At 59.6% G+C, this 11,755-nt stretch carries 12 protein-coding genes; 9 read left to right on the top strand and 3 right to left on the bottom strand.

Going from position 1 to position 11,755, the window contains the following annotated elements:
* Positions 1-6: 6 nt before the first annotated feature.
* Genes LPB072_RS12900 through LPB072_RS12890 form a run of 3 tightly spaced genes read right to left on the bottom strand, consistent with a single transcriptional unit; the run spans position 7 to position 2,878 of the window.
* Positions 7-840 carry an SGNH/GDSL hydrolase family protein gene (locus tag LPB072_RS12900; RefSeq protein WP_082876924.1) on the bottom strand — a complete coding sequence of 278 codons (834 nt, stop codon included), beginning with the start codon at positions 838-840 and terminating at the stop codon, positions 7-9.
* On the bottom strand, positions 837-1,322 hold the full coding sequence (locus LPB072_RS12895; protein ID WP_066090968.1) for a DUF1499 domain-containing protein: 486 nt from the start codon (positions 1,320-1,322) through the stop codon (positions 837-839). The genes LPB072_RS12900 and LPB072_RS12895 overlap by 4 nt, the downstream gene beginning before the upstream one ends.
* Positions 1,323-1,336: 14 nt before the next feature.
* Positions 1,337-2,878: a helicase HerA-like C-terminal domain-containing protein gene (locus tag LPB072_RS12890; protein WP_066090965.1), complete on the bottom strand. Its 1,542-nt coding sequence runs from the start codon at positions 2,876-2,878 to the stop codon at positions 1,337-1,339.
* An 83-nt stretch (positions 2,879-2,961) separates the two neighbouring features.
* Between LPB072_RS12890 and LPB072_RS12885 the strand changes: the two genes are divergently transcribed.
* The 9 genes from LPB072_RS12885 to LPB072_RS12845 all read left to right on the top strand — a co-directional run bounded on the left by LPB072_RS12885 (position 2,962) and on the right by LPB072_RS12845 (position 11,550).
* The gene (locus LPB072_RS12885) at positions 2,962-3,681 is read left to right on the top strand and encodes a YebC/PmpR family DNA-binding transcriptional regulator (protein ID WP_066090405.1); all 720 of its coding nucleotides are present in this window, start codon (positions 2,962-2,964) and stop codon (positions 3,679-3,681) included.
* 131 nt (positions 3,682-3,812) lie between these two features.
* Positions 3,813-5,090: a phosphoribosylamine--glycine ligase gene (gene purD / locus LPB072_RS12880; RefSeq protein WP_066090962.1), complete on the top strand. Its 1,278-nt coding sequence runs from the start codon at positions 3,813-3,815 to the stop codon at positions 5,088-5,090.
* 15 nt (positions 5,091-5,105) lie between these two features.
* Positions 5,106-6,020 (top strand): oxygen-dependent coproporphyrinogen oxidase, encoded by a 915-nt coding sequence (gene hemF / locus LPB072_RS12875; protein WP_066090402.1) that lies wholly within the window; start codon positions 5,106-5,108, stop codon positions 6,018-6,020.
* 11 nt (positions 6,021-6,031) lie between these two features.
* On the top strand, positions 6,032-6,703 hold the full coding sequence (gene nadD, locus LPB072_RS12870; RefSeq protein ID WP_231943245.1) for a nicotinate (nicotinamide) nucleotide adenylyltransferase: 672 nt from the start codon (positions 6,032-6,034) through the stop codon (positions 6,701-6,703).
* The gene (gene rsfS / locus LPB072_RS12865) at positions 6,700-7,431 is read left to right on the top strand and encodes a ribosome silencing factor (protein ID WP_066090399.1); all 732 of its coding nucleotides are present in this window, start codon (positions 6,700-6,702) and stop codon (positions 7,429-7,431) included. The genes nadD and rsfS overlap by 4 nt, the downstream gene beginning before the upstream one ends.
* Positions 7,428-7,895, top strand: coding sequence for a 23S rRNA (pseudouridine(1915)-N(3))-methyltransferase RlmH (gene rlmH, locus LPB072_RS12860; RefSeq protein WP_066090396.1), 468 nt, complete (start codon positions 7,428-7,430; stop codon positions 7,893-7,895). The genes rsfS and rlmH overlap by 4 nt, the downstream gene beginning before the upstream one ends.
* A 186-nt stretch (positions 7,896-8,081) precedes the next feature.
* Complete coding sequence (locus LPB072_RS12855) at positions 8,082-8,702, top strand: Maf family protein (protein WP_066090956.1); 621 nt, start codon at positions 8,082-8,084, stop codon at positions 8,700-8,702.
* Between the two features lie 37 nt (positions 8,703-8,739).
* Positions 8,740-10,302: an Rne/Rng family ribonuclease gene (locus tag LPB072_RS12850; protein WP_066090393.1), complete on the top strand. Its 1,563-nt coding sequence runs from the start codon at positions 8,740-8,742 to the stop codon at positions 10,300-10,302.
* A 201-nt stretch (positions 10,303-10,503) separates the two neighbouring features.
* Entirely contained in the window at positions 10,504-11,550 is a 1,047-nt protein-coding gene (locus tag LPB072_RS12845) for an outer membrane beta-barrel protein (RefSeq protein ID WP_066090390.1), read from the top strand.
* Positions 11,551-11,755 lie beyond the last annotated feature (205 nt).

Raw genomic sequence — 11,755 nt, 5'->3', positions numbered from 1 at the left:
TCGTTTTCAACTGGTTCGCCAGGCCAGCACGGTGTCCGCCCAGCGGTTACCCAGTTTGGCTTCACCACTGGGGGCTGGGTGCACGCCATCGTAGTTGTCAGCGGTACTGTAGCCGCTGGCCTGATCGACGACAACCACGGGAGAAGCGGTTGAACTCAGCCGTGCGGCGATGCCATCTATCTGGCGGTTCAGCGCAGCGGTGCCTGCTGTATTGGATGCGGCAGGAATGATTTTGGCGAGCACGATATACACATCGGATTTGCCTGCTCGCAGCGTATTGATCAAGGTTGATATTTCGCTGGCGATGCCGGAGGCGCCTTGACCCGCCAGAACGTCATTGGTGCCCACATGAATCAAGATGATGTCGGGCTGCGCTGCGGCCACGCTGGAAGCAACAAAAGGCAGCAACTCGTTGACCTGGTAGTCCCAGTGGCCTTCGTGGTCCAGATCAAAGTCCCCATTGGGCGGTGATTTGGAGGGGCTGTTGCGGTAGCCAGCGGAAACGCCGTACTTGGTACCCACGAAGTCAACGTTGCAACCGGCGCCTTTCAAGCGTTGCCACAACACTCTGCGATAGGTGTTGTGTCCCGATTCGCCTTCGGTTATGGAGTCGCCCAACGGCATGATGCGCAAGGTGCCTCCACTCTTCCCGCAACTCGCCACACGGGTGCCTGCGCTGCCGGTGGCGGCGGCGGAGTCATCGCTGCCCCCACCGCCGCCGCAGGCGGTTAAGGCGGCCAATGCCACTGCGGTTGTTGACCAGCGAGCCAAACGCAGCCAGTGGCCGCCTGCTGGTTGAATTGCAACGTTGGTTGAATTGATCTTGGTGGTGGTGTTCATGGCTGTTGGTAGGCGGCGCGAACCGCTTCAAGTCGATTGCGGTTGGCGGCAAAGTCTTCTTTCCCGAGGCGGCTGGCGCTGCGCATGTCGATGGTTTGAGCTGCAGGGTTGACCCAAAACTCAACGTCATCGGTGAATTTGAGCCATCGGGTTTGGGCTTGGGCGTAGATGTAATCGGGCTTGTGCTCAACCACTTTAACGCCTGGCATGGCTTGCAACACCTTGACAAGGTCCGCCATGCTGGTTTCTGCACCGCTTGGCCTGAGCTTCAGCGCATCAATGGCAGCGTAGCCGGCCTGAGGATGCTCTGGGTGGAGTCTTGCCTGACTGGAGACGCAGTTGCGGGTCATGGAAAGACCCTTTAAGCAGCCATCTCTCACACCCAGATCGGCTGGGCGCTTGCCTTGCAGCAAGCCCAGCTGGCCTGCGATCAGCAGGAGCACTGGCAGGGCCAGCAGGATGAGAATCACGGTTTTAAGCACGCTCTTCACCTTTTTTAGCGCTTGCCGCCAAGCAGGCCGCCCAGAATTCCGCGCACCAGTTGGCGACCCAGGCCGCTCGCCACGCTGCGCGCCACTGTTTTGGTCATGGTTTGCACCAGACCGTCGTATTGACCGCCACGGGGCCCCGTTCGCCCGAACAAGGCTTCGCTGAACATGCTGCTCAGCCCCCCTTTTTCAGGTTCGGCCTGTTTGGCGGCGCCAGGAATGCGGGGGGTCTTCGGCCCATCCTTGGCTTCTTTTTCCGCTTGATCAAGGTTGGATGCGGTGCGTGCATTGAAAACCTCATAGGCGCTTTCGCGGTCCACCGTGGTCTCGTAGATGCCAGCCACCAGCGAGTCTTTGAGCAAGGCTTGGCGTTGCGCAATGGTGATCGGGCCTAGCTGGCTGCCAGGCGGAACCACAAATACGCGTTCGGTTTCGGTGGGGCGCCCTTTGGCATCGAGGAAGCTGATCAGTGCCTCACCGACGGCCAGCTCGGTGATGGCAGCTTCGATGTCGAGCCCGGCCTTGGGTCGCATGGTTTCGGCTGTGGCCTTGACGGCTTTCTGGTCGCGCGGGGTAAACGCACGCAAGGCATGTTGCACGCGGTTGCCCAATTGTCCAAGCACGCTGTCGGGCACGTCCAATGGGTTTTGTGTCACGAAATACACACCCACACCCTTGGAGCGCACCAGGCGCACCACCAGCTCGATGCGCTCGATCAACACTTTGGGGGCGTCGTTGAACAAGAGGTGGGCTTCGTCAAAGAAGAACACGAGTTTCGGCTTTTCAGGGTCGCCGATCTCGGGCAGCATCTCGAACAACTCGGAAAGCATCCACAGCAGAAAGGTCGCGTAGAGGCGCGGGGCGTTCATCAGTTTGTCGGCCGAGAGGATGTTGATCACCCCTTTGCCGCCCACGGTCTGCATGAAGTCGCTGATATTGAGCATGGGCTCGCCAAAAAACTGGTCGCCCCCCTGCTGCTCGATCTGCATCAGTCCGCGCTGTATGGCGCCGATGCTGGCTGAGCTGATGTTGCCGTATTCCGTTGTGAACTGTTTTGCGTTGTCACCGATGTGCAGCAGGATGGCCCGCAGGTCTTTCATGTCGAGCAACAACAGCCCGTTGTCGTCGGCGATCTTGAATGCAAGGTTGAGCACACCCGACTGGGTATCGTTCAGGTCGAGCATGCGCGAGAGCAGCAGAGGACCCATGTCGCTCACCGTGGCCCGCACTGGGTGGCCCTGTTCGCCAAAAACGTCCCAAAGCGTCGTGGGGCAGGCCTGAGGTGCAGGCAGGTCGATGCCACGGTCCTTCAGGATGCCGCTGATCTTTTCGCCAAAGCTGCCCGTCTGGCTGATGCCCGTGAGATCGCCCTTTACATCGGCCATGAAAACCGGCACCCCGATGTTGGAAAACTGCTCAGCCAGTGCCTGCAATGTGACCGTTTTGCCGGTGCCAGTGGCACCTGTGATCAGGCCGTGGCGGTTCGCCAGGCTGGGGAGCAAATGGCATTGGGCGGTTTTGTTTTGAGCGATCAGCATCGGTTCGGCCATGGGGCGCATCCTTCGCGGGTGGGTTGGAGACGTAAAATCGTGGGTTATTAGACCAAATTCCGGTCAAACAAAAGGATTCTCACGTGGCTGGACACAGCAAATGGGCCAATATTCAACACCGCAAGGGCCGTCAAGACGAAAAGCGGGGCAAGATCTGGACGCGTGTCATTCGCGAGATTTCGGTAGCGGCCCGTTCAGGTGGCGGAGATCCGGCGATGAATCCCCGTTTGCGTCTGGCGATTGAAAAGGCCAAGGCTGCCAACATGCCAGCCGATCGCATCAAGTACAACGTAGACAAAGCCTCGGGCAACCTCGAAGGGCAATCGTTGGAAGAGATCCGCTACGAAGGCTACGGCATCGCAGGCGCGGCAATCATTGTGGACACCATGACCGACAACAAGGTGCGAACGGTAGCCGAGGTTCGGCACGCGTTCAGCAAATACGGTGGCAATCTGGGCACGGACGGCTCCGTGGCTTTTCAGTTCAAACACTGCGGCCAGATCGTTTTTGCGCCAGGCACCTCGGAGCTGGAGGTCATGGATGTGGCGCTGGAGGCGGGTGCTGAAGATGTGATCAAAGGCGACGACGGCGCCATTGAGGTGCTGACCGCCTACCCGGATTTTGAAGCCGTCAAAGCGGCGCTGGAGGCTGCAGGATTGATTCCCGAGGTGGCCGAAGTGACCATGCGCGCTGACAACACCATTGATTTGAGCGAAGAAGATACTGAGCGCATGCAAAAGCTGCTGGATGTTCTGGAAGATCTGGACGATGTTCAGGAGATCTTTCACAACGCAAATCTGTAGATGGACTCACCCCTTCAAGGCTACGACGCAGGTCGACCGGCGGAGCCGGGTCTGCGGCGCGCTCGGCGAAAGCACTTTGCGCGGGAAAAGCCACTGGTTTTGTTCGCTGAACTATCTGTTTGGAGTTTGATTTGAAAGTTCTGGTTATTGGCGGCGGCGGTCGCGAACATGCATTGGCCTGGAGGCTGAAGCAGTCCGAAGGTGTGAGCCAGGTGTTTGTGGCGCCGGGCAACGCGGGTACGGCGCGTGATGCGCAACTGGTTAACTTGGCGATTACCGACATCGTGGCACTGCGTGAATGGGCGCAAGCCCAGGGTATTGCCTTGACGGTGGTGGGGCCTGAGGCGCCACTGGCTGCAGGCGTTGTCGATGAGTTCCGTGCGCATGGCTTGGCCATTTTTGGCCCTACCAAGGCGGCTGCCCAGTTGGAAAGTTCCAAGGCTTTTTCAAAGGCGTTCATGCAACGCCATGGCATTCCCACAGCTGAGTATGAAGCCTTCACCGACCCTGTGAAGGCACATGCCTATGTGGATGCCAAGGGGGCTCCCATCGTGGTGAAAGCCGATGGTCTGGCGGCGGGCAAGGGCGTCGTTGTTGCGATGACCCTGGCTGAAGCACATGAGGCGATCGACTTCATGCTGCTGGACAACAAACTGGGTGTGGTCCACAACGTCGGTGGGGCGAGGGTGGTGATCGAAGAGTTCTTGACTGGCGAAGAAGCCAGTTTTATCGTTTTGTGTGATGGTGTGAATGCGCTGCCATTGGCCACGAGTCAAGACCACAAGCGCTTGCTCGATGCTGACCAGGGCCCCAACACCGGGGGCATGGGCGCCTATTCGCCAGCGCCAGTGGTGACGCCAGCGGTTCACCAGCGCGCGATGGACGAGGTGATCTTGCCCACGCTGCGCGGCATGGCAGCCGACGGAATTCCGTTCACTGGGTTTCTTTATGCCGGTTTGATGATCGCGCCCGATGGCCGAATCAAAACACTTGAATTCAACGCCCGCATGGGAGACCCGGAGACACAGCCGATCCTGATGCGGTTGCAGAGCAACCTGGCAGAGGTTTTGCTCGCGGCCACGCGAACCGAGCTGAACACCGTCACGTTGCAGTGGGATTCGAGAGTGGCGCTTGGCGTGGTGTTGGCTGCCTCGGGATACCCCATGGGACCGCGCAAAGGTGATGTCATCAACGGCTTGCCTGAAGATTCGGCCGATGCCATGGTGTTTCATGCCGGGACGGCCAATGATTCGCAGGGCGCGGTGGTGGTGTCTGGCGGGCGCGTGCTGTGTGTAACGGCGCTGGCCGATACCGTGGTTGCCGCCCAGCAAAAAGCGTATCGTGTGGTCGAAGGCGTGCAGTTTGAAGGCATGCAGTACCGTCGAGATATTGGCTACCGTGCCGCTTGATTTTCCAATTTTTTGATGAACAACAACACCGCTGACGTCCACCAATACCTGACAGCCCTGCAAGAGCGCATCACTTCCACCGTGGCCATGGTGGACGGGGGGGCGTTTGTGGTGGACCACTGGAAAAAAACCAAAGGCGAGAAGCTGCAAGGGCAGGGCATCACCCAGATTCTTGAAGGCGGCGCGGTATTCGAGCGCGCTGGCTGTGGCTTTTCGCATGTGACCGGCCTGGCTTTGCCGCCGTCGGCCACCCAACACCGGCCTGAATTGGCGGGAGCACCGTTTGAGGCCATGGGCGTCTCCCTGGTGTTTCATCCCCGCAACCCCTATGTGCCGACCGTACACATGAACGTGCGCATGATCGCGGCCAAACCCAAAAAGGGGCCGGCTGTGTGCTGGTTCGGCGGAGGCATGGACCTGACGCCGTACTATGGCTTTGAAGAAGATGCGGTGCATTTTCACCAGACGTGCCAGCTTGCACTGGATCCGTTTGGCGTTGACAAGTACCCCAGATTCAAAAAATGGTGTGACGAGTACTTCTATTTGAAGCACCGCGATGAGCAACGCGGCGTGGGTGGCGTATTTTTTGACGATTTTTCGGAGTTGGGTCAAACCGGCAGCTTCGCGATGATGCGCTCGGTGGGCGATGGCTTTCTCGATGCTTACTTGCCGGTCATGGCGCGCCGCAAAGACATCGAGTACGGCAAACGGGAGCGAGATTTCCAGCTGTACCGCCGTGGGCGGTATGTGGAGTTCAACCTGGTCTGGGACCGGGGAACACATTTTGGCCTGCAGTCCGGAGGGCGCAGCGAATCCATTTTGCTGTCCATGCCGCCCCTGGTGAGCTGGTCGTACCAGCCGGTGTTTGAACCGGAATCGCCTGAGGCGCTTCTCACTTCCGAGTTTCTTGTGCGCAAGGAGTGGGTTTGAACGCCGGCGGCATGGATGCCCAAAGCATGGGCGTGGCTGCCGAGCCTTGCGCGCTCGTTGTCCGCCGCGTGGGCATGTTCGGCGGAGCGTTTGACCCGCCGCATCTGGCTCACCGCGAACTGGCCGAGGTGGCGCTGGCCCAGTTGGGATTGGACGTTTTGCACATTCTCCCGACGGGCCAGGCATGGCACAAAGCGCGACCGCTTTCTGGCGCCGAACACCGCTTGGCGATGTGCGAACTCGTGTTTGGCGATCTGGAAAAAGCCTGTGTGGATGCCCGCGAAACCTTGCGGGTCGGACCCAGTTACACCGCCGATACCCTGATCGAGCTGGCCAAAGAGTACCCTGGAGCTGAATTGTTCATGGTGATCGGGGCGGATCAGTTGTTGGCTTTCAAGAGCTGGGTTCGCTGGGAGGAAGTCATGGATCTGGCGACGTTGGCGGTCGCGCAGCGTCCGCCACAAGGACCGGATGCCGCATTGGAGCAGGGTCTGGCGGCCGACATATCGCACGTGGATGTGCCCTTTGTACCCCTTAACATGCCCCTTCATCACATCAGCGCCACTGCCATCCGGGCACGCGCATCTGCTGCCAACGGACACGGTCCGGACCTCGACCGACTGGTGTCCAACGACGTGGCAAGCTATATTTCAACCCATTCCCTTTACCAAGACCCTACATGACCAGCGAAACCGCAGCCAAAAAAGACATCCAGAAACTCCAGCGCGCCATCATTGATGGTTTGGAGGATGTCAAAGCACAGGACATCGTGGTGTTCGATACCGAAGCCCTGTCCCCGCTGTTTGAGCGGGTCATCGTCGCCAGCGGCACCTCCAATCGCCAGACCAAGGCGCTGGCGGCCAGTGTGCGCGATGCCGTGCGCGAAGCCGGTTTCGACAAGCCGCGCATAGAGGGGCAGGAAAATGGCGAGTGGATCATCGTGGACTGCGGCGCGGCCGTGGCTCACGTGATGCAACCCGTGATCCGCCAGTATTACCGTCTCGAAGAAATTTGGGGTCAAAAGCCTGTGCGCCTGAAGTTTGGTGCACCCAAGCCAGTGCAGCCTGAATCAAAGGCTGTGCCCAAGAAAATAGCCAAAAAAGGCGCAGGCAAGGTGACGAAGGAAGTGGCGCCTGTGTCGGCCAAGTCGGTGGTGCGCAAGGCCGCCAAAACCGCATCAAAGGCGGTCACTGCCAAAGCAGTAACCAAAACCGCGAACAAAGCCACAACCAAGCCTGTGGCCAAGACAACGGCCAAGAAGGCGCCGGTCAAGAAGGTGGTAATTGGTGCCAAAGCGGCTGTGAAAACTGTGGTGGTCAAGCCCAAGAGCGCCGCTAAGCCGGTCGCAAAATCGGCGGCCAAGCCCGCTGCCAAAGCGGCGCCAAGAGCGCCGGGCCGCAAAAAGGCATGAAGCTGCTGATCGTCGCGGTAGGGCAGCGCATGCCCGACTGGGCCCAAACGGCTTACGACGATTACGCCAAGCGGTTTCCGCCGGAGTTGAAGGTGGAGATCAAAACGGTCAAAACCGAACCGCGCGCCTCCAAAACCCGCGAAACCTTGCTGGCGGCGGAGCGCGAGCGCATTCAGGGGGTGTTGCCGCGTGGCTGTCGCATCGTTGTGCTCGACGAGCGAGGATCCACGCTGACCACCAGAGCCCTGGCCGAGCAGCTTAAGGGGTGGCAACTTGCCGCTGATGATGTAGCGCTGATCATTGGCGGGCCCGACGGCCTGGAACCCGCGTTTCGCGACGCGGCGCATCAACGCATCCGGTTGTCCGATCTGACGTTGCCGCATGCCATGGCGCGGGTGCTGTTGATCGAGCAACTCTACCGCGCCTGGTCGGTCAACGCCAATCATCCGTATCACCGCGAGTGACTATGACCCCCACGCTCCGCCGCTTTGCGGGTCGCTGCCCCCCGAGGGGGCTGCCCTTGCTCGGGGCGGCCCTTCGCTGCGGTCGGCCTGGCGGCTGGCGCGTTGGCCACCCGTTCCGCCATAGCGCGGGTCGCAGTTCGGCATGCTCCTGTGCTTTTCCGCTGTAGCCAACCGATGATTGATGACATGACCGATTTTATTTACCTCGCTTCCCAAAGCCCCCGGCGCAAACAATTGCTGGAACAGTGGGGCATTCGGTGCGAACTGCTGTTGCCCGATTCCAGCGAAGACGCTGAGCAGCTGGAAGTGGTGTTGCCGGGAGAAGCGCCGGCAGCCTATGTGCAGCGGGTAACAAACCTCAAGTTGGAGGCTTCACTTGCGCGCTTGAAACGGCGCGGTTTGCCGCTGGCGCCGGTGCTCTGTGCCGATACGACTGTGGCCCTGGGGAGGCGTATCTTAGGCAAACCATCAGACGCGGCCGACGCGCGCGCCATGCTGACCGATTTGGCGGGCAAGCGCCACCGGGTGTTGACCGCTGTGGCCGTGGGCAAAGCGGTCCAACGGGGCGCAGGGCGGCAATGGGCTGCATTGTCGACGTCATGGGTCCACTTTGAGCCGCTCACCGCTGCGCAAATCAAGCGCTATGTGGACAGTGGTGAACCCATGGGAAAGGCGGGGGCTTATGCAATTCAAGGTCAAGCAGCCCTGTGGGCCAGCCAGATCAACGGCAGCTATTCCGGCATCATGGGCTTGCCAGCGTTTGAGACCGCTCAGGTGCTCGCCTCGGCAGGTGTGAACCTGTTGTGACCGTGCGTATCTTTCATCGAACCCCCAAGGCAAGCCAATGAGTCAGGATATTTTGATCAATTGGGCGCCACAAGAGACGCGGGTGGCCGTGGTGGAGCAGGGCGCCGTGCAAGAGGTGCACTTCGAGCGCACCCTTGAGCGGGGCTTGGTCGGCAATATTTATCTGGGCAAGGTGTCCCGCGTATTGCCGGGCATGCAATCGGCTTTTCTCGACATCGGGCTCGACCGTGCGGCTTTCCTGCATGTGGCCGATCTGATGCCCAATATTGCGGCCAAACATGCAACCCCGCGTGAGCGTCCCGTCTCGCCGACCGCCGAGGGTGAGACTGCAAGTGCAGTGCCCAGCGAGGTGCAGGCGATCCCCAAGGTCCTGACGCCCGATCCTGTTTTGCCGATCGAGCGCCAGATTTTTGAGGGACAGGCGTTGATGGTGCAGGTGCTGAAAGACCCGATCGGTACCAAAGGCGCGCGACTGACTGCGCAGATCAGCATCGCTGGCCGGTTGCTGGTGTTTTTGCCGCAGGACACCCACATTGGCGTTTCTCAAAAAATTCCCCCTGCTCAACGCGAAGCCTTGCGGTTGAGGGTTCTGAGCCTGGCCCAACCCAGTGACGGAACGTCTGCAGGGGGCTTCATTCTTCGAACCAACGCCGAAGATGCGACCGACAGTGAGCTGGCCGACGACATAGCCTACCTGCGCAAGACCTGGCAACGCATCAAGGAAGCTGCGACCAAACAGCCATCGGCCTCGTTGCTGCATGAAGACCTCAATCTCATGCAAAGGGTGTTGCGTGATCTGGTGAGCAGTGAAACGCAATCGATCCGCATCGACTCCAAGGAGCAATTTGGTTTGTTGCGCGGTTTTGCCGCCGAATACATGCAAGACGCGGATGCGAAGCTGGAGCTGTATACCGGCGAGCGGCCCATTTTTGACTCGTTCAATATCGACGACGACATCGCTCGGGCGCTCAGTCGCAGGGTTGATCTGAAGTCTGGTGGCTACCTGGTGATTGACCAGACCGAAGCGCTGACCACAGTGGATGTGAACACCGGTGGATATGTGGGCGCGCGTAACTTTGATGACACGGTGTACCGAACCAATCTGGAGGCCGCACAGGCCATCGCCAGACAATTGCGCTTGCGCAATCTGGGCGGCATCGTGATTGTCGACTTCATTGACATGGTGCGTGATGGGCACCAGGAGGCAGTGCTCAGCGAGTTTCGCAAGCAGCTCTCCCGCGACCGGGTGAAGACCATGATTGGCGGGTTTTCACAGCTGGGGCTTGTTGAGATGACCCGCAAACGCACCCGTGAGTCGCTTGCTCAAATGCTGAGTGAGCCCTGTGCGTCGTGCGCAGGCAAGGGCATCGTGAAAACGCCGCGCAGTGTCTGCTATGACGTGTTGCGAGAGATTTTGCGCGAGGCCCGGGCCTTTAATCCAAGGGAGTTTCGGGTGGTGGCGGCACCGCAGGTGATTGAGCTGTTTCTGGACGAAGAGCGCCAGCACCTGGCCGGACTTTCGGACTTTATTGGTAAGCCGATCTCACTGCAAAGCGAAGGTTCAATGACCCAGGAGCAGTACGACATCGTGTTGCTGTAGCTATTTGGCGTGCCGGGCTGTCTTGGCGCATGGACTCTGTCACGCGCTCAGGTATTTTGGATGCCGCCATGTTGTAGCGAACAAACAGTTGCAGGGAAAACCCCATGTCTGACCCCATGTGGGGAGATAATTCTTCCGACTAACAGTTGTTGGCGCACCGTGCGCTGGCTTTGATTCGAGTTGGTTAATACCGGAGAAAACATGAAGTTGAACAAATTGAGCGCCATGATGGTGTTTGGCGGCCTGGTGATGGTTCAAGCCCACGCCGGCATGGTTAAAGACGCCAATGGCAACGTAGGCTATGACACCGCTGCCGAGTGCGATGCAGCTGTACAAGCCGGCCAGGCCACCTTCTACACGCCTGTGACGAAGATGCCTCCCCTCAAGCAACGTGGTGAAAAGTCGGTCAAGGGTGGCCGCTTGTCTGAAGTCAGCAGCGATTACAAACTTGGCGCATGTGACGTGGGCGTTGGCCGCAGCAAAGGGCGCAACGGTGTTTCGGCTGATCTGCGCGGCAAGTACATCCCTTTCAGCCCCGACATGCCTTTGAATGTCTACGCTGACGCTTCAGGCAAAACGGTTCGTGTGAGCATGGCTCAATGCGACAACCGCTTCTCTGGTGCCATGCCCCGTCCAGTGCCTATGCCTGTGGCCGCGGCGCCGGCACCAATGGCCGCGCCTGTGGCCGTGGCCCCAGCGCCGGCTCCAGCAGCGCCCATGGCAGCCCCGGCTCCAGCGCCGGTGATGGCTGCTGCGCCAGCTTCGCGCATGACGCCTTACTTGTTCGGAACCGTTGGCGCCCAGCGCGATCTGGTCGGCAATGCGGCTGTTGGTGGTTTGGCACAGCACGACGATCACGACTCCAGGTTGGCTCTCCAGGGCGGCGCGGGTTACCAGTTCGGTAGCCTGTTCGGTGCCGAAGTGTTCGCTCAAGGCGGCCAGGAATTGACCTTTGAAAACGGGCTGTCTACCAAAACCCGCGCTTTGGGCCTGCGTGGCACCGTTGGCCAGGATCTGGGTGATGCGGTTCGTGTGTTCGGCAAGCTGGGTGTTGCTCGTGTGACGCATTCTGGCGACATGCCAAGCCAGTCAGAAACCCGTCCAACGGTGGGCCTGGGTATGACCTTTGCCATCAACAAGAACCTGGCGGTTCGCGGTGATTTCGACCACTTCGTGAAGAAGAGCAGCTCAAACTGGAAAGCCCTGAACTACGTCGGCGTGGGCCTCCAGTACTCTTTCATGCCTTGATCGGCGCCATGGAATGATTGGCGGGAAATCCGCCAGTTCCGAAAAGCCCTGCCAATGAGCCGCGTGCACTGGCGGGGCTTTTTTTCGGCTGGAGGGTTTCACACGCGGCGCATTCCCGTTCCTCGCCCGATTCCCTGTTGAGCGTTTGGCATTTAGCCGTATGTCACGGCAACGCGACTTCCGTGGACCCTTGCCTGAACCGTGG

Source organism: Hydrogenophaga crassostreae, assembly GCF_001761385.1.
Taxonomy (GTDB): domain Bacteria; phylum Pseudomonadota; class Gammaproteobacteria; order Burkholderiales; family Burkholderiaceae_C; genus Hydrogenophaga; species Hydrogenophaga crassostreae.
This window is presented reverse-complemented; position numbering and strand designations above follow the sequence as displayed.